The organism is Streptomyces sp. NPDC058051 (assembly GCF_042885475.1).
In the GTDB taxonomy this organism is placed as follows: domain Bacteria; phylum Actinomycetota; class Actinomycetes; order Streptomycetales; family Streptomycetaceae; genus Streptomyces.
The window spans coordinates 158,518-179,779 of record NZ_JBHVRW010000002.1; the positions used below are offsets into that span (position 1 = coordinate 158,518).

The following is a 21,262-nucleotide window of genomic DNA, read 5'->3' on the forward strand; positions in this document are numbered from 1 at the left end:
GACAACTACCGGGCCAATGTCGGACCCCGTGGGTAGGGTCTGATCAAGTGCTTCGAACCGAGCGGGGTGAGCTATATGGCGACCAAGGACACCGGCGGCGGACAGCAGAAGGCGACGCGCTCCACGGAGGAGGTCGAGGAGCAGGCGCAGGACGCGCAGGCGTCCGAGGACCTCAAGGAGCGCCAGGAGAAGCTGAGCGACGATGTCGACTCGGTTCTGGACGAGATCGATGACGTACTCGAAGAGAACGCGGAGGACTTCGTGCGTTCCTTCGTTCAAAAGGGTGGGCAGTAGTTCACACATGTGAACAACGGGGGAGTGGGCAGGTACGCGCGGTACGGGCACTCGGCCCGTACCGCGCGGCCACAGGCGGCACCGCAGGCGGTGCAGCCGCCCCCGCAGTTCATGTGGATCACCGCCACGGGGCGGGTAGGGTCCGTGGCGTAACGCATCGACTGCAGTTCGGCCGGCGGCGCGTCGGGAGACGATCCTGACACCCAGCTCAGGGCCGTCGCATACCTGGAGGGAAACGCGTGGAAGCCAACACTCGTAGCACCGGGCGTCTACCAGCTGCCTTCCTGACGCCGGGGTCCTCTTCGTTCATGGATTTCCTGTCCGGCCACGCTCCCGAGATGCTCCCGGGCAACCGGAGCCTGCCGCCGATGCAGGGGACCATCGAGGCGCCGCACGGGACGACCATCGTCGCGGCCACGTTCCCCGGCGGCGTGGTCCTGGCCGGCGACCGGCGGGCGACCATGGGCAACATGATCGCGCAGCGCGACATCGAGAAGGTGTTCCCGGCCGACGAGTACTCGGCGGTGGGCATCGCCGGCACGGCCGGGCTGGCCGTGGAGATGGTCAAGCTCTTCCAGTTGGAGCTGGAGCACTTCGAGAAGGTCGAGGGCGCCCAGCTCTCCCTGGAGGGCAAGGCGAACCGCCTCTCCACGATGATCCGCAGCAATCTGGCGATGGCCATGCAGGGCCTCGCCGTCGTCCCGCTCTTCGCCGGCTTCGACGTGGACCGCGAGCGGGGCCGGATCTTCTCGTACGACGTCACCGGCGGCCGTTCCGAGGAGCTCGGATACGCGGCCACCGGCTCCGGATCGATCTTCGCCCGCGGTTCGATGAAGAAGCTCTACCGCGACGATCTGACGGAGCAGCAGGCCCTCACCCTGGTCGTGCAGGCGCTGTACGACGCCGCCGACGACGACTCGGCGACCGGCGGTCCCGACGTGGCCCGGCGGATCTACCCGATCGTCACCGTCATCACCGACGAGGGCTTCCGGAAGCTGACCGAGGCGGAATCCTCCGAGATCGCCCGCTCGATTCTGGAACGCCGGCTGGAACAGCCCGACGGCCCGCGCGCCGCGCTGCTCTGACCCCCGTTCCGCTGCTTCTTCGATGCTCTCGTCACTGACAGAAAGGGACGGATAACCGGTGTCGACGCCGTTCTATGTCTCACCCCAGCAGGCCATGGCCGACCGGGCGGAATACGCCCGGAAGGGCATCGCCCGTGGTCGCAGCCTTGTCGTGCTGCAGTACGCCGACGGCATTGTGTTCGTCGGCGAGAACCCGTCCCGCGCGCTGCACAAGTTCAGCGAGATCTACGACCGGATCGGATTCGCCGCCGCCGGTAAGTACAACGAGTACGAGAACCTCCGGATCGGCGGTGTGCGCTACGCCGATCTGCGCGGATACACCTACGACCGTGACGATGTGACGGCTCGTGGGCTGGCCAACGTCTACGCGCAGACGCTGGGCACCATCTTCTCCAGCGCGGCCGAGAAGCCGTACGAGGTGGAACTCGTGGTCGCCGAGGTCGGCGTCGAGCCGGAGGGCGACCAGATCTACCGGCTGCCGCACGACGGATCGATCGTCGACGAGCACGGCTCGGTCGCGGTCGGCGGGAACGCCGAGCAGATCAGCACCTTCCTGGACCAGCGCCACCGCGACGGCATGACCCTCGCCGAGGCGCTCAAGCTGGCGGTGCAGGCGCTCTCCCGCGATCCCAACGGCAGCGAGCGGGAGATCCCCGCGGAGCGGCTGGAGGTCGCGGTCCTGGACCGTACGCGGCCGCAGCAGCGCAAGTTCAAGCGGATCGTCGGCCGGCAGCTGGCGCGGCTGCTGGAGGCGGACGGCGGCTCCGCGCCGACGGACGCCCCCTCCGACATCGAGGACGACGAGGGGACCGAGTCCCCCACGAGCACGACGGACGTCAGCAAGTCCACCGACTCCACCGACTCCGGTGGCGACGTGGAGTAGTCCACCGCTGCGCCGTGCCCCGGTCCGCCCTTCCCGGCGGGCCGGGGCGCCGTCATGAGCGGGGATCGTCCGCGGGCGGGGGCGCCGAGGAGCCGCGCACCACCAGACGCACGGGCAGACTGCCGGGCTCGGCAGGGCGGCCGTCCAGGACCGCCAGGAGCGCGTCCATACCGCGTTCACCGACCTGCTCGGCGGGCAGCCGCACGGTGGTCAGCTCCGGTTCGACGGCCGTGGCCAGGGCGAGATCGTCGAAACCGGTGACGGAGACGTCGTCGGGGACACGGAGCCCCAGCCTGCGGGCGGCCTTGCAGGCGCCCGCGGCGAGGACGTCGTCGTCGCAGACCACGGCGGTGGGCCGGGCACCCGTCGCGGTGAGCGCCCCTTCCGCCGCCACGCGGCCGGCCTGTGCGTCGAGCGCCGCGGCGACCGTCCGTACGGAGGTGCCGGGCACCGCGCCCACCGCGTCGTGGAGAGCCCGGGCGCGGACCGCGAAGGTCCAGGTGTCGACCGCCGACGCGAGATGGACGAAGCGGCGGTGGCCGAGCGCGAGCAGATGCTGCGCGACCTGCCGCATGCCGTCGGCGATGTCGAGGTTGACCCGTGCGGCGACACCGGTGTCGGCCGGGTCGCTGTCCAGCATGACCAGCGGCAGACCGGCTTCTCGCAGCGCGTCGAGTGCGCCGGCGGCCATGGAGGAGGCGATCACCCCGTCGAGGGAGGCGCGGGCCGAGGCGAAGGGATCCCTGGCCGGCCCGGTGCCCTCGGGGGACGGGTAGAGGACGACCCCGAGGCCGTGCTCGGCGGCGACCGCGGCGGCACCGGTGTAGACGCGTGCGAAGAACTCGCTGGTGAGTGCGGGGACGACCAGCAGCGCGGTCCGGGTGCGGCCGAGCCGGAGGCTGCGGGCGGCGAGATTGGGCTGGTAGCCGAGTCCGAGCGCGGCGTGCCGTACCCGCTCGGCGGTCGCCGCGGAGACCCTGCCCCGCCATTTGCCGCCGAACACGAGGGAGACGGTGGCCTGCGACACACCCGCGGCCCGCGCCACGTCGCGGCTGGTGGGCCTGGCCGGGGCCGGGTGTGACTGTGGTGCGCTGGTCACTCGGGCCTCCGGGCCGGTCGGGGGCAGGCGCCGTGAGGTGGACCTGCGGACTCGCACATGGTACGTATGAGCCTCCACGTTATACGTACAACGTCGGGGTGCCGGAAAGCGCCCGAGGGAGATGGGGCGGGACATGGCCGCGGCATATCTGGACATCCTCCGGGCGCGGCATGCCGCGCGGCTGCTGGTGGGCACCCTCGTGGGGCGGCTGCCGAGCGGCACCGCCCACATCGCCATCGTGCTGTTCACCCGGGCCGAGGGCGGCAGCTACACCCTCGCCGGCGTGCTCGCGGCCGTGTACGGGCTGTCCAACGCCGCCGGGCAACCGCTGCTGGGCCGCGCCGTGGACCTGTACGGCCAGCCGCGCGTCCAGCTCCCGGCCGCCGTCGTGTCGGCGCTGGGCATGGCCCTGCTCGCTCTGGTGGGCCTGGGAACGATGCCGCTGGCCTACGGCGCGGTGATGGTGGCCGGCCTCTTCACCCCGCCGCTGGAGGGCGGTCTGCGCGCCCTGTGGCCGAGCGTCCTGGGCGGCGAGGACCAGGTGCACCGGGCGTACGCGATGGACGCCGTCGCCCAGGAGGTCATGTTCACCGTGGGCCCGCTGCTGGTGACGCTGCTGGTCTCGCTGTGGTCGCCCGCCGCCGCCCTGCTGGTGATCAACGGGATAGGCGTCCTGGGGGCGCTCTGCGTGGTCCTCTCCGAGCCCTCCCGTGCCTGGCGCTCCGCACCCCGGGAGGCGCACTGGCTGGGCGCGCTGCGTTCGCCGGGGCTGCTGGCGCTGCTCGGAGCGTTCTTCTTCGTCGGGCTGGCGCTCGGGTCGATCACCGTGGCCGGGGTGGCGTACGCCGACGACCACGGCCGGGAGTCGGTGTACGGCTGGCTGATGGCCGCGCTGGGGCTGGGTGCGCTGGTCGGCGGCGCGGTGTACGGGGCGCGCCAGTGGGCCGGGGCGCCGGAGCGCCGGCTGCGCGTCATCGTCGCACTGCTGGCACTGGGCTATCTGCCGCTGGCGCTGACCCCCGGAGTGGTCGCCATGACCGCTCTGGCGGCCGTGGCCGGAGTCTTCCTGGCGCCCGCGATCGCGTGCTCGTTCATCGTGGTCGACCGGCACGCTCCGCGTGGCACGGTGACCGAGGCGTTCTCCTGGCTGGTGACGACGTTCGGTGTGGGCGCCGCGGCGGGAACGGCCGTGGCGGGCCCGGCCGTCGAAGCGGGCGGCACGGCGTGGAGCTTCGCCGTCGCGGGGGCCGGTGGGGTGGCGGCGCTGCTGGTCCTGCTGGCCACCGGAAGGGTCCTCGCAGTTCCCGGGCGTACGGCCGTTGCTGTACAAGGATCGGAAAATGATCGAAACGGTGCTGTCGAACCCGGTTTCAGCTCAGGCCATCAGGCGTAATGTTCAGTCATGGACCGCCGCATTTTCGGGCTGGAGAACGAGTACGGCGTCACGTGCACGTTCAGGGGACAGCGCCGACTGTCTCCTGATGAAGTGGCGCGCTACCTCTTCCGCCGTGTTGTGTCATGGGGCCGCAGCAGCAATGTCTTTCTGCGGAACGGTGCCCGCCTCTACCTCGACGTGGGATCGCATCCGGAATATGCAACCCCCGAATGCGACAACCTGACCGAATTGGTCACCCACGACAAGGCAGGCGAGCGCATTCTGGAAGGTCTGCTCGTCGACGCCGAACGCCGCCTGCACGAGGAGGGAATCGCGGGCGACGTCTATCTCTTCAAGAACAACACCGACTCGGCGGGAAACTCCTACGGCTGCCACGAGAACTATCTCGTGGCGCGGCACGGAGAATTCTCCCGGCTCGCGGACATCCTCATTCCCTTCCTCGTCACGAGGCAACTGATCTGCGGTGCCGGCAAGGTGCTGCAGACGCCGCGCGGGGCCGTCTACTGCGTCAGCCAGCGTGCCGAGCACATCTGGGAGGGCGTCAGTTCCGCCACGACGCGCTCCCGACCGATCATCAACACGCGTGACGAACCGCACGCCGACGCGGAGCGGTACCGCCGCCTCCACGTCATCGTCGGTGACTCGAACATGTCCGAGACGACCATGCTGCTCAAGGTCGGCGCGACCGATCTGGTGCTCCGCATGATCGAGGCGGGAACCGTGATGCGGGACCTGACGCTGGAGAACCCGATCCGGGCGATCCGCGAGGTCAGTCACGACACCACGGGGCAGCGCAAGGTGCGCCTGGCCAGTGGCCGCGAGGCGTCCGCCATCGAGGTGCAGCGCGAGTACTACGAGAAGGCCGTCGACTTCGTCGACCGCCGGGGCATCCGCACCGGAACCGTCGCCCAGGTCCTGGAACTGTGGGGCCGCACGCTCGACGCGATCGAGGCGGAGGACCTCGACCGGATCGAGACCGAGATCGACTGGGTGATGAAGTACAAGCTCATCGAGCGGTACCGGGCCAAGCACAACATGACCATGTCGCATCCGCGGGTCGCCCAGATAGACCTCGCGTACCACGACATCCACCGCCGTCGCGGCCTGTACTACCTGCTGGAGCGCAAGGGGCAGGCCGCCCGTGTCTGCAACGACCTGAGGATCTTCGAGGGCAAGTCCGTGCCCCCGCAGACGACCAGGGCGCGGCTGCGCGGCGACTTCATCCGCAGGGCCCAGGAGCAGCGGCGGGACTTCACCGTCGACTGGGTCCATCTCAAGCTCAACGACCAGGCGCAGCGCACGGTGTTGTGCAAGGACCCGTTCCGTTCCGTCGACGACCGAGTGGAGAAGCTCATCGCGGGTATGTGAGGCGGCGACAGGACAACCTCGGCCACATACGCGACGCGGGCCCCGTACGTTCCTCGTACGGGGCCCCGCGTACGCCCTAGAGTGTCGAGGACTCAACCAACTGTGCCGTCTGAGATCTGAGGAACCAGTGCGCCGACTTGCCGGCCTTCTCGTCGTCCCCCTGTTGCTGCTGACCGCGGCCTGCGGTGACGAAAAGAACTCCGCCTCCGAATCCGTTTCCGCTTCCGCCACATCCGAGGACGGGTTCCCCGCGATCACCGCCGGCGCGAAGTTCGGCGAGAAGCCCACCCTGTCCAAGGGCACGGGAACCCCGCCCAAGGAGCTGAAGACCAGGGTCATCAGCCAGGGCGACGGTGCCACGCTCAAGAACGGCGACGCGATCCAGGTCAACTATCTCGGCCAGTCCTGGGACTCCGACAAGCCGTTCGACAACAGCTTCGACCGCAAGCAGCCGTTCGATCTGACCCTCGGCGCCGGCATGGTCATCCAGGGCTGGGACAAGGGCCTCGTCGGTCAGAAGGTCGGCAGCCGGGTCGAGCTGGTCATCCCGCCGGATCTCGGTTACGGAGAGCAGGGCCAGGGCGACATCAAGCCGAACGCCACGCTCGTCTTCGTCGTCGACGTCCTCAAGTCGACGCAGATCCCGACGACCGCCAAGGGCACCGCGGTCGCCCAGGACAACATCGACCTGCCGAAGGTCGGCACCAACACCGACGGCAAGGCCCCCAAGGTCACCATCCCCACCAAGACCGACCCGCCGAAGAAGCTGGTCTCCAACTACGTGCTGGAGTCCACGGGCGCTGTCGTGAAGGACACCGACAGCGTCGTCGTGAACTACGTGGCTCTGCTGTGGAAGGACGGCAAGACCTTCGACAGCACCTACTCGACGGGCAAGACGCAGACCTTCCCGCTGGCCCAGGTCACCCTGAAGGGCCTCAAGAACGGTCTGGTCGGCAAGAAGATCGGCAGCCGCGTGCTCCTCGTCATCCCGCCGGACCAGGGTTTCGGTGACAAGGCCCAGCAGACCATCCCCGCGAACTCGACGCTCGTCTTCGCCGTGGACCTCCTGGCAAAGATGTAAGACTGTCCCGGTTGCCCAGTTCATCATTAAGAGGAGCAAGTCAGTGAGCATCGAGAAGCCCGAGATCGACTTCCCGGGTGGCGAGCCGCCGGCCGACCTGGAGATCAAGGACATCTGGGAAGGCGACGGCAAGGAGGCCAAGGCGGGCGACACCGTGTCCGTCCACTACGTGGGCGTGGCCTTCTCCACCGGCGAGGAGTTCGACGCCTCCTGGAACCGCGGCGCCCCGCTGCAGTTCCAGCTCGGTATCGGGCAGGTCATCTCCGGCTGGGACAAGGGCGTGCAGGGCATGAAGGTCGGCGGCCGTCGCCAGCTGACCATTCCCGCGCACCTCGCCTACGGCGACCGCGGTGCCGGTGGCGGCCGGATCGCCCCCGGTGAGGCGCTGATCTTCGTCTGCGACCTGGTCGCCGTCTGATCCGCATCCTTGCGATGCGAGGGCCCGTGCCGAACGGCGCGGGCCCTCGCTTTTGTCCGGACAGCGCCTAGCGGTACGGTCGACGGTCGTAGAGCACAACAGAAAGGGCGTCGATGGCGATCGCCAAGGCCGAGCGGCTGATGAACCTGGCTCTGTGTCTGCTGGGAACCCGGCGCCCGCTGAGCAAGCGAGAGCTGCGCGGATCCATCGAGGCCTATCTGGAAGCCGGCTCGGACGACGCCTTCAACCGGATGTTCGAGCGCGACAAGGAAGATCTGCGCGAGCTCGGTCTGGTCATCGAGACCGTGGAGAACCTGGACGGCGACACCGGATATCTCGCCCGCCGGGACAGCAACCGGCTGCCCCCGATCACGCTGGACGCCGAGGAGGCCGCCGCGCTCGGGCTGGCCGCCAAGGTCTGGCAGCAGGCACGGCTGGCCGGTGCCGCCAGCGGTGCGCTGCAGAAACTGCGCGCCGCCGGCATGCCGGAGGCCGAGGACGCGTACGAGGTGCACAGCGCCCTCGAACCCCGCATCCCCGTCCACGAGGCCGCCTTCGAACCGCTGATGCTGGCCTGCCGCGACCGACGTCCGGTGACCTTCGACTACCGCAAGGGCAACGCCGCCCGGCCCGAACAGCGCCAGGTCGAGCCCTGGACGCTGGAGTGCTGGCGCGGCCACTGGTATCTGGCCGGCTGGGACCGGGACCGCGGTGCCGAGCGGGTGTTCCGGCTCTCCCGGATCAGCGGCCGGGTCCGTTCCCGGGCCGGGGCCTTCACGGTCGAGGTGCCCGACGTCGTCACCGTCCGCGAGACCGTCGAGAGCTGGGCGGGGGAGACGGCGACCAGGACCGCCCGGATCAGGCTGCGCACCGGTGCCGGATACCCGCTGCGCTCGCGCGCCGTATCCGTGCGGGAACTCGGGAACGGGTGGGACGAGTTGGAGATCCCGTACGGACACGGTCTGGACGCCTGGCTCGTGGAGTTCGGTCCGGACGTCGTCGTGGAGGAGCCCGCCGATCTGCGGGCCGATGTGGTGGACCGGCTGCGCGCCGTGGCCAAGGACTGAGGGGGACCGTATTCATGGCCACGAACGCGATCGACCAGACCCGCCGGATGCTTTCGCTGGTGACGTATCTCCGTGAGCGCCCCGGCGCCCATGTCCAGGACGTCGCGCGTGCCTTCGGGATCACCGAGGACGAGCTGATCTCGGATCTCGACGTGCTGCCCATGTGCGGTACGAGCTTCCGCGGCGGGGATCTGCTGGACATCGACACCGACGGCGACCGGATCTGGTGGCACAACCCGGACGATGTGGCCGAACCGCTGCGACTCGCGGCCGACGAGGCGACGGCGCTCCTGGTCGCCGCCCGTGCCGTGGCCACGCTGCCCGGCCTGCGCGAGAGCGACCGGCAGGCGCTGCTGCGGGCCACCGCGAAACTGGAGACGGCAGCCGGTGAGGTGGGAGCGGCGAGCTCGCGGCTCTCGGTCATCTTCGAGTCCGAGGGCGGCGTCTTCGCCGATGTCGACCGGGCGATCTCCGAGCGGCGCCGGCTCTGGCTGCGCTACTACTCGCCCGCGCGCGACGAGCTCACCGAGCGCGAGGTCGACCCGATCCGGTTGTTCGCCGTGGGCCACACGTACATGGAGGCGTGGTGCCGATCCACCGAGGACCGGCGCACGTTCCGGCTCGACCGGGTCGCCGAGATCCGGCTGCTCGACGAGCCGGCCGCGCCGCCCGAGCTCGAACTGCGGGATCTGTCCGAAGGACTCGTCCAGCCCGCGGCAGAGGACCCGGAGGTCGTCGTCGAGGTGGGCCCCGGCGGCCGGTGGGTCGCCGAGTACTACCCGCACGACAGCGCAGAGGAACTACCCGACGGCGGACTGCGGATCACCCTGCGCACACCCGATCCGGCCTCGCTGCGCAGGCTCGGGCTGCGCCTGGGCGGGGAAGGACGCATCGTCGCCCCGCCGGAACTCGCGCAGAGCGCACAGCAGGCCGCCCGCGCGGCACTCGCCGCCTACGACGACCCGGTCTGAGCGGACCCGAGGGAGAGATGAGCGACATGTCTGTGGTGTCCGGTGTTCCGACCGTCGTCGTGCCCGAGTCCGTTCGGTTCAAGGCCGCCTGCCCGGAGTGCGACGAGCGGTTCGAGCTGGCGGCGGGGGCCATCCGCCTCGCCGTGGGGGCCAGCCGCCGGACGACCTTCTACTCCTTCACCTGCCCGGAGTGCGGTGCGGCCGTCCGCAAGCCCGCCGGGGAACGGATAGTCGAGCTCCTGACCGATGGTGGGGTGCGGACGCTGCGCCTCCACGCCGGTCTTTAGAACGTCGGACTTCTAGACACATCGAGGCTCTGCGCATGTTCTGGCCCATGCTCGCCATCGCCCTGGGATTCCTCGGCATCGCCGTCCTCGGTGTGCTGGCCGTGACGGTCTTCGTCGAGGCCCAGCGCCTGGGACGTCAGGTGAAGCTCACCACCCGGCGCATCAACCGGGCGGCGGAGGACCTCGAACAGGCCGCGACGGATCTCGCCGCCACCGGCGAAACCCTGCGCTGAGGACTGCCCCGCAGTCCTCGGTGCCGCGACGGAAGGGTTGCCGGGAAAGGTCCCGGATGCGCTGCGCGCCCTCCTGCGCGGCTGTGACCAGCGATATCGATCGGAGAGGGCGCACTCTCCAGTTTCTCGGGTTCGGGGGGTACGCTGCTGCAGACGGCCCTGAGAGCGAGGCATGGGCCGTCATCGCAAGGATGCACGGGTATTGCCCTGCGTTTACTCCTGCGGGATACGATCGCTGACAGTACGACGATCGGGCGTCCGTCCGACGTTCGGTCCGCCCCACCCCTGCTGCCTCGGTGAGAAGGTACACGCATATGTTCGGAAGGCTCGGCGCTCCCGAGATCATCCTCATCCTCGTCGTCATTGTTCTTCTGTTCGGCGCGAAGAAGCTTCCTGACATGGCGCGCTCGCTCGGCAAGTCGGCCCGCATCCTCAAGAGCGAGGCCAAGGCCATGAAGTCCGAGGGCAGCCCGGCGGCCACCCCGGCCGAGCCGGCGAACGACGCCGCCCAGGACCAGCCCGCCCCGCGTACCATCAAGGCGGCTCCCGGTGATGTGACCAGCTCGCGTCCGGTCGCAGAGCCGACCGACTCGACCAACCGCTGACCACTGGGCCGACGCAGGCGCCGTGATCGGTGACGGCCTGCTGCACGAGATGAGGACGTGGGTTGCTCAAGTCTGCCCGCAAGCAGGAGACCGATCCAGAGGGCCGCATGCCCCTGGTGGAGCACCTGCGTGAGCTGCGTAACCGGCTGGCCAAAGGTCTGCTCGGCATCGTCGTCGTCACGATCGTGGCCGCGTTCTTCTACAAGGGGATCATCGAGTTCTTCACCAACCCGGTGCTGAAGTCGGTCGGTTGCGAGTACAGCTTCGCCGAGCTCGCCAAGAAGGAGGACGGTACGTGCGCGCGTATCGTCCTGAACGGTCTGCTCACCCCGTTCACCCTCGCCCTCAAGGTCTCCTTGATGGCGGGCGTCGTCCTTTCCTCACCGGTCTGGCTCTACCAGCTGTGGGCCTTCGTCGCCCCCGGGCTGCACAAGAACGAGAAGAAGTACTCGCTCGCCTTCGTGGGAGCGGGGTTCCCGCTCTTCCTCGCCGGTGGTTTCTTCGCGTACAAGACCCTGCCCACGATGGCCCGGGTGCTCCTGGACTTCTCCCCGGCCGGACTGGACAACCAGCTGCCGCTGGACGACCTGCTGGATCTGATCACGCGCATGGTGGTGGTCTTCGGGCTCTCCTTCGAGCTGCCCCTGCTGCTCGTCATGCTGAACTTCGGCGGGGTCATCACCGGCAAGCGGATGCTCGGCTGGTGGCGGGGCATGATCATGGGGATCACGGTCTTCGCCGCGCTGGCCACTCCCAGCACCGACCCGGTGAGCATGCTGGCGCTCGCCGGGCCGATCTGGGTGCTCTACTTCGTGGCCACGGCGATCTCGCTCCTCAACGACCGCCGCAAGGAACGGATCGCGGCGGAGGGCCCGGACGACGACGAGGCGTCGGAGCTGGACCTCACCCCCGAGGACATCGGTGAGATCGAACCCGTGTCGTCCAGCCGGTCGTTGCCCACGCAGGCGAGTTCGGACCATGACCGGGTCAACGGTTACGACGACATCACCTGACCTGTAAAGTCCCGGCGTGACCAGCGAGATCACTCTTTTCGTCAATCCCACCGCGGGACGCGGCCGGGGCGCGCACGCCGCGCAGCCGGCCGCTTCCGCGTTGCGGGACTCCGGATTCTCCGTACGGACGGTCCTCGGCGTGGACGCCGACGACGCCCTGCGGCGGGCCCGTGAGGCCGTCGCCGGGGGCACCGGTGCGCTGATAGCGGTGGGCGGGGACGGCATGATGTCCCTCGCCCTCCAGGCCGTCGCCGGGACGAGGACCCCGCTCGGGGTCGTCGCCGTGGGCACCGGGAACGACTTCGCCCGCGCGCTGGGGATGCCGATACGGGATCCGGCCGCGGCGGGACGGCTGGCGGCCGACGCGCTCAAGGGCGGTACCGTCCGCGAGATCGATCTCGGACGGGTGGGCGAGCGATGGTTCGGCTCGGTGCTCGCCTCCGGCTTCGACTCCCGGGTCAACGACCGCGGCAACCGGATGCGCTGGGTCGGCGGACGGTTCAAGTACGACCTCGCGATCCTCGCCGAACTCGCCGCCTTCAGGCCCATCCCGTACCGCCTCCGGCTGGACGGCGGACCGGTGCAGGAGATCGAGGCCACACTGATCGCCGTGGGCAACGGATCGACGTACGGCGGAGGCATGCGGATCTGCGCGGACGCCGTCATGGACGACGGGCTCTTCGACGTGACCGTTGTCGGGGACTGCAGTCGCACCACCCTGTTGAAGGTCTTCCCCCGCGTCTACAAGGGAACGCACCTCGGCCATCCCGTCGTCACCGTCCACCGGGTCTCCTCGATCGAGCTGGCCGCGGCCGGTGTCACGGCGTACGCGGACGGTGAACAGCTCGGTGCGCTGCCGCTCACCGCGACCTGTGTACCGGGTGCGGCGAGGGTGCTCGCGCCGGCTTCTCCCGGGGCCGTTTAAAGATCGCGTCAGTGTCGGAGGCGGCGGGTAGGCTCGTGAGCAAGATGACAGAGGACCTCTCACCAGCTGAGCGATACCAGGCTTCTCGGCTCCGTGCCGCCGAGCTGGCCACCGCACTCGCGCCCTTCCGCGAGATGTACGACTTCGATCTGGACCCCTACCAGATCGAGGCGTGCGAGGCACTGGAGGCCGGCAAGGGGGTGCTCGTCGCCGCCCCGACCGGATCGGGCAAGACGATCGTCGGCGAATTCGCCGTGCACCTCGCCCTCGGACAGGGCCGCAAGTGTTTCTACACGACCCCGATCAAGGCGCTGTCCAACCAGAAGTTCGCCGACCTGGTCAAGCGCTACGGACCGGAGAAGGTCGGTCTGCTCACCGGCGACAACAGCGTCAACGGCGATGCCCCGGTGGTCGTCATGACCACCGAGGTCCTGCGGAACATGCTGTACGCGGGCTCACAGGCACTGCGCGGGCTCGGCTACGTGGTGATGGACGAGGTGCACTACCTCTCCGACCGCTTCCGCGGCGCGGTCTGGGAGGAAGTGATCATCCACCTCCCGGACTCCGTCACGCTCGTCTCGCTGTCGGCGACCGTGTCCAACGCCGAGGAGTTCGGTGACTGGCTGGACACGGTGCGCGGCGACACCCAGGTCATCGTCTCCGAGCACCGCCCCGTGCCGCTCTGGCAGCACGTGCTGGCGGGCCGCAGGATGTACGACCTCTTCGAGGAGGAGACCGATCACGGCGGCCGCGGTGCCGGACGCCGCGAGGTCAACCCCGACCTCAACCGGCTCGTCCGGATGGAGAACCAGCGGGCGTACAACCCGCGTGACCGCCGCCGCGGCAAGATGGTCCGCGAGGCGGACCGTGAGCGCGAGCGGCGCCAGCGCAGCCGGATCTGGACCCCGGCCAGACCCGAGGTCATCGACCGGCTGGACGCCGAAGGGCTGCTCCCCGCCATTACGTTCATCTTCAGCCGGGCCGGCTGCGAGGCCGCCGTACAGCAGTGCCTGCACGCCGGACTGCGGCTCAACGACGAGGACAAGCGCCGCCTGGTCCGCGAGATCGTCGAGGAGCGGACCGCTGCCATCCCCGGCGAGGACCTCCATGTCCTCGGCTACTACGAGTGGCTCGAAGGACTGGAGCGGGGCATCGCCGCGCACCATGCCGGCATGCTGCCCACGTTCAAGGAAGTCGTCGAGGAGCTGTTCGTACGAGGGCTCGTCAAGGCCGTCTTCGCGACGGAGACCCTCGCCCTCGGCATCAACATGCCCGCGCGCACCGTCGTGCTGGAGAAGCTCGTCAAGTGGAACGGCGAGCAGCACGCCGACATCACCCCCGGCGAGTACACCCAGCTGACCGGCCGGGCCGGGCGGCGCGGCATCGACGTCGAAGGCCATGCGGTGGTGCTGTGGCAGCGCGGCATGGATCCGGCGGCGCTGGCCGGACTCGCGGGCACCCGCACCTATCCGCTGCGGTCCAGCTTCCGCCCCTCGTACAACATGGCCGTCAACCTGGTGCACCAGTTCGGCCGGCACCGCTCGCGCGAACTGCTGGAGACCTCCTTCGCACAGTTCCAGGCCGACCGGTCGGTGGTCGGGATCTCCCGGCAGGTCCAGCGCAACGAGGAGGGACTGGCGGGTTACCAGGAAGGCATGACCTGCCACCTCGGTGATTTCGAGGAGTACGCGCGCCTGCGCCGTGAACTCAAGGACCGTGAGACCGAGCTCGCCAAACAGGGTGCGTCGCAGCGGCGGGCCGCTGCTGCCGCGTCCCTGGAGAAGCTCAGGCCCGGCGACGTCATCCATGTCCCCACCGGCAAGTTCGCCGGACTGGCGCTGGTCCTCGACCCCGGGCTGCCCGCCGGGCGGACCAACGGGCACGGGCACCGCGGGCTCGAATACCACGACGGGCCGCGGCCGTTGGTGCTGACCGCCGAGCGACAGGTCAAGAGGCTCGCCTCGATCGACTTCCCGATCCCGGTGGAGGCGGTGGAGCGGATGCGGGTACCGAAGTCGTTCAACCCGCGCTCGCCGCAGTCGCGCCGCGACCTCGCCTCCGCGCTGCGGACCAAGGCGGGGCACATAGTGCCCGAGCGGCACCGCAAGGAGCGGTCCGCGGCGGCCGACGACCGGGAGCTCGCCCGCTACCGGACGCAGTTGCGCGCACACCCCTGCCATGGGTGCGACGAGCGCGAGGACCATGCGCGGTGGGCCGAGCGGTACCACCGGCTGCAGCGTGACACCAAGCAGCTGGAGCGGCGGATCGAGGGGCGGACCAACACCATCGCCCGCACCTTCGACCGGATCGTCGCCCTGCTCACGGAACTCGACTATCTCCGGGGCAACGAGGTCACCGAGCACGGACAGCGGCTCGCGCGCCTCTACGGCGAGCTGGATCTGCTGGCGAGCGAGTGCCTGCGTGCCGACGTCTGGGAGGACCTGAACCCCGCCGAACTCGCGGCCTGTGTCTCGGCGCTGGTGTACGAGGCGCGGCAGGCCGATGACGCGGTGGCGCCGAAGCTGCCGTCGGGGCCCGCGAAGTCCGCGATGGGCGAGATGGTCCGGATCTGGGGCCGGCTCGACGCCCTGGAGGAGGATTTCAAGATCAACCAGGCGGAGGGGGTCGGGCAGCGCGAACCCGATCTGGGGTTCGCCTGGGCGGTCTACATGTGGGCGTCGGGGCGGACGCTGGACGAGGTGCTGGGCGAGGCCGACATGCCCGCCGGGGACTTCGTGCGGTGGTGCAAGCAGGTGATCGACGTGCTGGGGCAGGTCGCCGCCGCGGCTCCCCGCGAGGGGAGCACCGTGGCGCGGAACGCACGCAAGGCCGTGGACGCGGTGTTGCGGGGGGTCGTGGCCTACAGCTCCGTGGGGTGAGGTGCCACAGCGGCGGGCATGCCAGGGCGTGTCCGCGGCGGCGGGCCGGAGGTGCGGGCGGTTCGGGGCCGCGGGTTCCTCCGGCACACCTCGTCGTGCCGGTGCGTGGGCCTTCTCCGGTCGCGCCCCCTACGGCGTCGTGCGTGCCGCGTCCCGCTTGGCGACTTCCTCGCGGACGATCGGGATGACGTGCCTTCCGAAGTCGATCGCGTCGTCCAGGAGGTCGTAGCCGCGGGCGGACAGGATCTCCACGCCCAGGTCGTAGTAGTCCAGCAGCGCCTGCGCCACCGTCTCAGGGGTTCCCACCAGGGCCGTCGAGTTCCCGGCACCGCCCGTTTCGGCCGCGGTCGGTGTCCACAGGGCCCGGTCGTGCCGCTCGCCCTCGGCGGCCACCGCGAGGAGGCGCCGGGAGCCGGTGTTCTCCGGGTTGTTCAGCGGGTGGCGGCGCGGCGCCGGTGCGCCGGCTCTGCGCGCCTTGATGCGGGCCAGGGTCCGGTGGGCCTTCTCCCAGGCCAGTTCCTCGGTCGGCGCGATGATCGGCCGGAAGGCGACCTGGATCCTGGGGACGTCCGTACGGCCGGCTGCCCGCGCCGCGGCCTTCACCGATGCGATCTGCTCGGCTGTCTGTGCCAGCGGTTCGCCCCACAGGCAGTAGATGTCGGCCTCCGCTCCGCCGGCCGCGTACGCCGCAGGTGAGGAGCCCCCGAACGAGACCTGCGGATGGGGCTGCTGCACGGGGAACGTGTCGCTCACGAAGTCGTTGAAGCGGTAGTGCGTGCCCTCGTGGTCGAAGGGTTCGTGCGACGTCCAGGCCTTCTTGATGATCTGGATGGCCTCGCGGGTGCGTGCGTACCGTTCGTCCTTGGTGAGGAAGTCGCCCTCGCGCTGCTGCTCGTGGTCGTTTCCGCCCGTGATGAAGTGCACGGCGAGGCGGCCGTCGCTGATCCGGTCCAGGGTCGCGAAGGTCTTGGCCGCGAACGTCGGGTAGGAGACGTTGGGACGGTGCGCGACCAGGATCTGGAGCGTTTCTGTGCGGGCCGCGATGTAGGCGGCGGCGGGGGACGGATCGGGGGAGCCGGAGCCGTAGGCGAACAGCACGCGGTCCCAGCCGTGGTCCTCGTGTGCGCGGGCCAGCCGGAGTGTGTACGCCTTGTCGAAGGACGCCCCGGAGCGGGGTGTCACTTCGGAGCCTTCATTGGTTGCTGCGATGCCGAGGAACTCGACGGGCATGGCGAAGCCTCATCTCGTGCTGCGGGAAACGGTCGGGTCAAGCGCTGACGTCGGAACCGTCAGGGACAACACGAGGCGGACCACACGCGACCGAAGTCGATGTGGTCGCGGGTGACCAGCCGCAGCCGAGGGCGCATCTGCCCAGTGGAACAGGCGTGTTGGTGATGAGTCAACCGTCTCCGGTCAACCGGGCGGTGGATCCCGGGCAGGTGCGCGACAGGTCCGGCGCCCCTCCGCGTCACCGGACCTGCTCCGGCCGGTCCGCTCGCTCGCGCGGACCGGCCGGGCTTCCTCGTCTCAGGTCGAGCGCTTGCCGCTCTTCATCGACACTCCTACGCAGACCAGGCCCAGCAGCACAGTCAGTCCGCCGACGATGACGTTGTTGAGGATGACTCCGAGGTCCGGGCTGCTGCCGACGACCCACGTCGACGCGATCAGCCAGGCGCCCAAGGCGCAGATGGCCCAGCTGAGTCCGTACATCCGTTCCGGCATGACGGTGAAGCCGAGGCCCAGCACGGCGATCGCGAGACCCACGATCAGGTTGTTCGTCACGAGTCCGGGCTGACTCGTCATGAAGTGGAGCACCCAGGGCGAGATGGCGCAGTAGAGGCCGATGAGGAACACCGGCGCATCGACCAGGGCCACGTCACGCCCACCGAGCATGCGGGCGTATCGATCACGCATTTCGGAAACATCGGGGTGACTGGTCATGTCACGGCCGGTGTGCGAGACGTTTGACATGGATTCGTCTCCTTTGCTCTGCCGGACCTGTGCAGCGCGTCCGTGCGCACAATGGCCCGTTAATGTCATTGTGCGCTTATCTCGTCCTTATGTGTAGATTCAGGGCGTACCGGCGTGCGTGGGAATCGCACCGCGTGGGTCGCTGTCCAGCCGCCGGGCCAGGGCCAGCAGATCGGACGTCCGCAGGACGCGGTCTCCGTGTCCCGGCAGCGGTACGTGCAGCGGTTCGGTCCAGCGCGACGGAATCGCGTCGAAGCCGTACACCGCCCCCGCCAGGCCACCGGTCACCGCAGCCACCGTGTCCGTGTCCCCGCCCGCGTCGACCGCCGCGGCCAGCGCGTCCTCGTAGGTACGTGTGGTGCGCAGAGCCCAGAGCGCGGTGCCCAGACACGGCCACACCGCACCGTTGAACTCCGTCGCCGCGTCCGGATGCCAGCCGGGTGCGAGCACGGTGGCCCAGCGCGCGCGGTGGTTCTCGTGCACCTGGTCCAGGGTGTCGGGAACGGAGGTGAGGGGGTCGGTACCCTCCAGCGCCACCCGGATCAGCTCGTGGAACACGGCGGTGCCCTCCCAGGCCGCCCGGTCGCCATGTGTCAGCGCGGCGATCCGGCGGGCGGCGTCCATGGTCGCCTCCCGCCCCGCCCGCGCGAAGTACACCGCCGGTGCGGCGGCCCGCATCAGCGAACCGTTGCCCGCCGCCCGCCCGTTGACCTGGAAGTGGAGGGCCGCCGCGAGGTCCCATGGGGCGTCGCTCGTCAGGACCTGCTCGGTCTGGAGGCCGATGTCCTTCGGGTCGCCCGCCGCCCATCGCCGAAACCGGCCGAACATGTCGGGGAGGTCCAGGCCGTCCCGTTCCAGCAAGGACTCCGCGACCAGCACGGCCATCTGCGTGTCGTCCGTGGCCTCGCCCGGATCCCAGCCGCCGCCCCCGCACATCGTGCCGGCGCCGTCGGGGAAGCGGGCCGTGTACGCGCCTGCGGGGCCGAACTCGAACGGCGCGCCCAGGGCGTCGCCGACCGCCGATCCGACGACGGCGCCCGCCGCACGGTCCTGTCGGTCCTGCTGGTTCACACTGCTCGGCCGGTTCATCCGGTCAGCGTACGGACCGCGACCTCCTGGGCTGTCGCGGCCCGTGCGACGGGCGGGTGGCGCGGGGCCGACGTACTCACGTCGGCCCCGCGGCCGGAGCTACTTCGGAGGCATCAGGACCGTGTCGACGATGTACACCGTGGCGTTGGCCGTCGGGACGTTGCCACAGACGACCTTCGACGCGTCGTTCACGGTGTACGCCGTGCCCGAACCGGCCGTGGTCAGTTCGTCCTTCTCCAGGGTGGCGAAGGAGCCCTTCCCCAACTGCTTCGGTGTCAGTTTCTGCCCCACCACGTGGTACGTCAGCACCTTTGTGAGCGCCGCCTTGTCGGCGAGGAGCTTGTCCAGGTCCGCCTGCGGGATCTTGGCGAACGCGTCGTTCGTCGGTGCGAACACCGTGATGCCCTGCGCGTTGTTCAACGTGTCCAGCAGGTCGGCCTTCTTGACCGCGGCGACCAGGGTGGAGAGGGCCGGGTTGTTCGACGCGGCCGTCGCGACCGGGTCCTGCGCCATGCCGGCGAAGGAGCCCGCACCGTCCTTGGGCACGGACGAGCAGGCCGGGCCGAACGGCCCGTCCATGGACGTCGAGGTGTCCGGCGCGGCCGACGGGGAGGACGCGGCTGCGGTGGAGCCGGCCGCACTGTCCTCGGAGTCGCCGGAGCAGGCCGTCAGGGCCAGAGGCAGGACGGCGGCAGCGGACAGGGCCACTGCGGTACGGCGGATGTGAAGGGTCCTCATGAAGGTCTCCTGAATCGAATAAGTGAGTGATTGATTACTGAGAGTGACTGTTTGGGGTAAGGGTCAGCCGCGCTCCGTCGAGCGGGTGTACGGGTATGGGCTGGTGCCCGGCTCAGGGCACGTCCACCGCCACCGAGTGCCAGCCGGTCGCACCGTCGGGCACGGTGCCGGCACGGCGGCCCGTCTGGGTGGCCCCGGTTCCGTCCGTGGCGCGGACCTCCAGGGTGTGATGGCCGGACGTGGCGGGCCACTCCCACACCCACTGGCGCCAGGTGTCGCGGGTGTCCGCGGCGGCCAGCCGTGCCGTGTGCCAGTCCCCGCCGTCCACCCGGACCTCCACCCGCGAGATGCCGCGGTGCTGGGCCCAGGCGACCCCCGCCACGGGCACGATGCCGGGCTTCGGGGAGGCGAAGGGGCGAGGCGTGTCGATGCGGGACTCGGTCTTGACCGGCGCCTCCTGGGCCCAGTCCTGTCTCACCCAGTAGGCGTCGTAGGCGGCGAACGTGGTGAGTTCGATGTCCTTGATCCACTTGCAGGCCGACACGTATCCGTACAGCCCGGGAACGACCATCCGGACCGGAAAACCGTGCTCGAAGGGCAGCGGTTCGCCGTTCATGCCGAAGGCGAGCATCGCGTCGCGCCCGTCCATGACCGTCTCGACCGGTGTGCCGATCGTCATGCCGTCGACGGAACGCGCCACGATCTGGTCGGCGGGCCCGCCCTTCGACGGGGGACGCACTCCGGCCTCGTGCAACAGATCCGCCAGTCGTACGCCGAGCCACCTGGCGTTGCCGACGTACGGTCCCCCCACCTCGTTGGACACGCAGGTCAACGTGATGTCGCGTGCAATGATCTCCCTTCGCATCAGGTCGTCGAGGCCGACGGTGACGGTCCGCGGCACACCCTCGCCATGGATCCGCAGACGCCACGCACCGGCGTCGACGCGGGGTACGACGAGAGCCGTGTCCACGCGGTAGAAGTCCTTGTTCGGCGTGACGAAGGGGCTCAGCCCCCGGATCCTCAGGTCGGCGCCCGCCGGGACAGGCGCTGCGGCGGAATCCGGTACCGGGAGGACCAGGTCCTTGCGTGAGGCGGCGGCCCCGGCCTGGACGGAGGCGGTGAGCCGCCGCCCGAGCAGTCCCGCGCCGGCCGAGGCCGCCGTCGCCGCTGTCGCCGCGACCACGAAGCCACGCCGGTCGAAGCCCTGTGACGTCCCGTCCCTCTCCCCAGCCGCGGGAGAGGGACGGAGCTTTGGTGTGAGACGTCCGACCAGGAGATACAGCACTCCTGCGGCCACCAGGGCACCCACCACCGAAGGCAGCGCGTCGGCCGGTGCGCCCTCCGGACGCCCCACCGCCGACACCGCCCCGATCAGACCGAAGACCAGGACGGCAGCGGATCCGAGCCTCCGGTGCCGCAGCGCCAGCACCCCGATCCCGATGGCGAAGAGCGCCAGGAGGAGCAGGATGCCGAGCCGGAGCACCAGCTTGTCCTCCGTGCCGAAGCTCCGCACGGCGAATTCCTTCACGGCCGGGGGAGTGCGGTCGATGACCGCACCGCCCACCGCCGTGACCGGGCCCGCCTCGGGACGTACGACAGCGGCGACCAGTTCGGCGACGGCCAGGGCGCAGAATCCGGCGATCAGACCGCCGAGCCCGGCCAGGACGGCGCGTGCCCAGCGGTCGCGCCGGGACCACGCGGCCCCGGCCTGCTGCGAATCGTCTCGATCTTCACTCACGACCGGGATTCGTTGCCGGGAGCCGGACGGATGGGTCTGTCACTCGATCGGGTGGATCTCGCGTCCGGCCAATCCGGCAGGCGACCCGTGACGAATCACCCCTGACCGGCATCCGCGAGGCC

At 69.8% G+C, this 21,262-nt stretch carries 21 protein-coding genes and 1 pseudogene; 16 read left to right on the forward strand and 6 right to left on the reverse strand.

Annotated features, from left to right (window positions below; genetic code table 11):
* The first annotated feature begins 75 nt into the window (after positions 1-75).
* The 4 genes and pseudogenes from ACFVUT_RS04205 to prcA all read left to right on the forward strand — a co-directional run bounded on the left by ACFVUT_RS04205 (position 76) and on the right by prcA (position 2,262).
* A complete protein-coding gene (locus ACFVUT_RS04205) occupies positions 76-294 on the forward strand; it encodes a ubiquitin-like protein Pup (protein WP_016325855.1) in 219 nt (72 codons plus the stop codon).
* 98 nt (positions 295-392) lie between these two features.
* Positions 393-582 (forward strand): annotated as a pseudogene (locus ACFVUT_RS04210) (endonuclease domain-containing protein); the annotation flags it as partial.
* Positions 534-1,379: a proteasome subunit beta gene (gene prcB / locus ACFVUT_RS04215; RefSeq protein ID WP_389646898.1), complete on the forward strand. Its 846-nt coding sequence runs from the start codon at positions 534-536 to the stop codon at positions 1,377-1,379. The pseudogene ACFVUT_RS04210 and the gene prcB, both read left to right, overlap by 49 nt.
* 58 nt (positions 1,380-1,437) lie before the next feature.
* On the forward strand, positions 1,438-2,262 hold the full coding sequence (gene prcA / locus ACFVUT_RS04220; RefSeq protein WP_389646901.1) for a proteasome subunit alpha: 825 nt from the start codon (positions 1,438-1,440) through the stop codon (positions 2,260-2,262).
* A gap of 52 nt (positions 2,263-2,314) precedes the next feature.
* Here the strand turns inward: prcA and ACFVUT_RS04225 are convergent, their stop codons facing one another.
* A complete protein-coding gene (locus ACFVUT_RS04225; RefSeq protein WP_389646903.1) occupies positions 2,315-3,361 on the reverse strand; it encodes a LacI family DNA-binding transcriptional regulator in 1,047 nt (348 codons plus the stop codon).
* 133 nt (positions 3,362-3,494) lie between these two features.
* Between ACFVUT_RS04225 and ACFVUT_RS04230 the strand changes: the two genes are divergently transcribed.
* From ACFVUT_RS04230 to ACFVUT_RS04285, 12 genes are all read left to right on the forward strand, one after another.
* Complete coding sequence (locus ACFVUT_RS04230; protein ID WP_389646906.1) at positions 3,495-4,754, forward strand: MFS transporter; 1,260 nt, start codon at positions 3,495-3,497, stop codon at positions 4,752-4,754.
* A 9-nt stretch (positions 4,755-4,763) separates the two neighbouring features.
* The gene (gene pafA, locus ACFVUT_RS04235; protein WP_389646910.1) at positions 4,764-6,125 is read left to right on the forward strand and encodes a Pup--protein ligase; all 1,362 of its coding nucleotides are present in this window, start codon (positions 4,764-4,766) and stop codon (positions 6,123-6,125) included.
* Between the two features lie 127 nt (positions 6,126-6,252).
* Positions 6,253-7,206 (forward strand): FKBP-type peptidyl-prolyl cis-trans isomerase, encoded by a 954-nt coding sequence (locus ACFVUT_RS04240; RefSeq protein ID WP_389646912.1) that lies wholly within the window; start codon positions 6,253-6,255, stop codon positions 7,204-7,206.
* Between the two features lie 43 nt (positions 7,207-7,249).
* Positions 7,250-7,624, forward strand: a complete 375-nt coding sequence (locus tag ACFVUT_RS04245; protein ID WP_389646915.1) for an FKBP-type peptidyl-prolyl cis-trans isomerase — start codon at positions 7,250-7,252, stop codon at positions 7,622-7,624.
* Between the two features lie 113 nt (positions 7,625-7,737).
* Positions 7,738-8,691 carry a helix-turn-helix transcriptional regulator gene (locus ACFVUT_RS04250; RefSeq protein WP_389646918.1) on the forward strand — a complete coding sequence of 318 codons (954 nt, stop codon included), beginning with the start codon at positions 7,738-7,740 and terminating at the stop codon, positions 8,689-8,691.
* Positions 8,692-8,705: 14 nt separating this feature from the next.
* On the forward strand, positions 8,706-9,662 hold the full coding sequence (locus tag ACFVUT_RS04255) for a helix-turn-helix transcriptional regulator (RefSeq protein ID WP_389646920.1): 957 nt from the start codon (positions 8,706-8,708) through the stop codon (positions 9,660-9,662).
* A 17-nt stretch (positions 9,663-9,679) separates the two neighbouring features.
* Positions 9,680-9,949 (forward strand): hypothetical protein, encoded by a 270-nt coding sequence (locus ACFVUT_RS04260; RefSeq protein WP_389646923.1) that lies wholly within the window; start codon positions 9,680-9,682, stop codon positions 9,947-9,949.
* A gap of 35 nt (positions 9,950-9,984) precedes the next feature.
* Positions 9,985-10,182 (forward strand): hypothetical protein, encoded by a 198-nt coding sequence (locus ACFVUT_RS04265; RefSeq protein ID WP_389646926.1) that lies wholly within the window; start codon positions 9,985-9,987, stop codon positions 10,180-10,182.
* A gap of 314 nt (positions 10,183-10,496) precedes the next feature.
* Positions 10,497-10,787 (forward strand): Sec-independent protein translocase subunit TatA, encoded by a 291-nt coding sequence (tatA, locus tag ACFVUT_RS04270; RefSeq protein ID WP_389646929.1) that lies wholly within the window; start codon positions 10,497-10,499, stop codon positions 10,785-10,787.
* Positions 10,788-10,849: 62 nt separating this feature from the next.
* The gene (gene tatC, locus ACFVUT_RS04275) at positions 10,850-11,800 is read left to right on the forward strand and encodes a twin-arginine translocase subunit TatC (RefSeq protein WP_389646932.1); all 951 of its coding nucleotides are present in this window, start codon (positions 10,850-10,852) and stop codon (positions 11,798-11,800) included.
* 16 nt (positions 11,801-11,816) lie between these two features.
* On the forward strand, positions 11,817-12,725 hold the full coding sequence (locus tag ACFVUT_RS04280) for a diacylglycerol kinase (RefSeq protein WP_389646935.1): 909 nt from the start codon (positions 11,817-11,819) through the stop codon (positions 12,723-12,725).
* A gap of 44 nt (positions 12,726-12,769) precedes the next feature.
* Entirely contained in the window at positions 12,770-15,604 is a 2,835-nt protein-coding gene (locus ACFVUT_RS04285; protein WP_389647700.1) for a DEAD/DEAH box helicase, read from the forward strand.
* Between the two features lie 129 nt (positions 15,605-15,733).
* Here the strand turns inward: ACFVUT_RS04285 and ACFVUT_RS04290 are convergent, their stop codons facing one another.
* The 5 genes from ACFVUT_RS04290 to ACFVUT_RS04310 form a co-directional block, all read right to left on the reverse strand.
* A complete protein-coding gene (locus ACFVUT_RS04290; RefSeq protein WP_389646939.1) occupies positions 15,734-16,834 on the reverse strand; it encodes an LLM class flavin-dependent oxidoreductase in 1,101 nt (366 codons plus the stop codon).
* A 297-nt stretch (positions 16,835-17,131) separates the two neighbouring features.
* Positions 17,132-17,575 (reverse strand): SPW repeat protein, encoded by a 444-nt coding sequence (locus ACFVUT_RS04295; RefSeq protein WP_389646942.1) that lies wholly within the window; start codon positions 17,573-17,575, stop codon positions 17,132-17,134.
* A gap of 99 nt (positions 17,576-17,674) precedes the next feature.
* The gene (locus tag ACFVUT_RS04300) at positions 17,675-18,664 is read right to left on the reverse strand and encodes an ADP-ribosylglycohydrolase family protein (RefSeq protein WP_389646945.1); all 990 of its coding nucleotides are present in this window, start codon (positions 18,662-18,664) and stop codon (positions 17,675-17,677) included.
* Between the two features lie 99 nt (positions 18,665-18,763).
* Entirely contained in the window at positions 18,764-19,402 is a 639-nt protein-coding gene (locus ACFVUT_RS04305; RefSeq protein ID WP_389646948.1) for a fasciclin domain-containing protein, read from the reverse strand.
* 112 nt (positions 19,403-19,514) lie between these two features.
* A complete protein-coding gene (locus tag ACFVUT_RS04310; RefSeq protein WP_389646951.1) occupies positions 19,515-21,140 on the reverse strand; it encodes a molybdopterin-dependent oxidoreductase in 1,626 nt (541 codons plus the stop codon).
* Between the last annotated feature and the right edge of the window lie 122 nt (positions 21,141-21,262).

Bases quoted from the DNA above. Each gene is read 5' to 3' on its own strand.
- ACFVUT_RS04205 (WP_016325855.1), top strand. From the start codon at position 76: ATGGCGACCAAGGACACCGGCGGCGGACAGCAGAAGGCGACGCGCTCC.
- ACFVUT_RS04230 (WP_389646906.1), top strand. From the start codon at position 3,495: ATGGCCGCGGCATATCTGGACATCCTCCGGGCGCGGCATGCCGCGCGG.
- pafA (WP_389646910.1), top strand. From the start codon at position 4,764: ATGGACCGCCGCATTTTCGGGCTGGAGAACGAGTACGGCGTCACGTGC.
- ACFVUT_RS04250 (WP_389646918.1), top strand. From the start codon at position 7,738: ATGGCGATCGCCAAGGCCGAGCGGCTGATGAACCTGGCTCTGTGTCTG.
- ACFVUT_RS04255 (WP_389646920.1), top strand. From the start codon at position 8,706: ATGGCCACGAACGCGATCGACCAGACCCGCCGGATGCTTTCGCTGGTG.
- ACFVUT_RS04260 (WP_389646923.1), top strand. From the start codon at position 9,680: ATGAGCGACATGTCTGTGGTGTCCGGTGTTCCGACCGTCGTCGTGCCC.
- ACFVUT_RS04265 (WP_389646926.1), top strand. From the start codon at position 9,985: ATGTTCTGGCCCATGCTCGCCATCGCCCTGGGATTCCTCGGCATCGCC.
- tatA (WP_389646929.1), top strand. From the start codon at position 10,497: ATGTTCGGAAGGCTCGGCGCTCCCGAGATCATCCTCATCCTCGTCGTC.
- ACFVUT_RS04285 (WP_389647700.1), top strand. From the start codon at position 12,770: ATGACAGAGGACCTCTCACCAGCTGAGCGATACCAGGCTTCTCGGCTC.
- ACFVUT_RS04290 (WP_389646939.1), bottom strand. From the start codon at position 16,834: ATGCCCGTCGAGTTCCTCGGCATCGCAGCAACCAATGAAGGCTCCGAA.
- ACFVUT_RS04295 (WP_389646942.1), bottom strand. From the start codon at position 17,575: ATGTCAAACGTCTCGCACACCGGCCGTGACATGACCAGTCACCCCGAT.
- ACFVUT_RS04300 (WP_389646945.1), bottom strand. From the start codon at position 18,664: ATGAACCGGCCGAGCAGTGTGAACCAGCAGGACCGACAGGACCGTGCG.
- ACFVUT_RS04305 (WP_389646948.1), bottom strand. From the start codon at position 19,402: ATGAGGACCCTTCACATCCGCCGTACCGCAGTGGCCCTGTCCGCTGCC.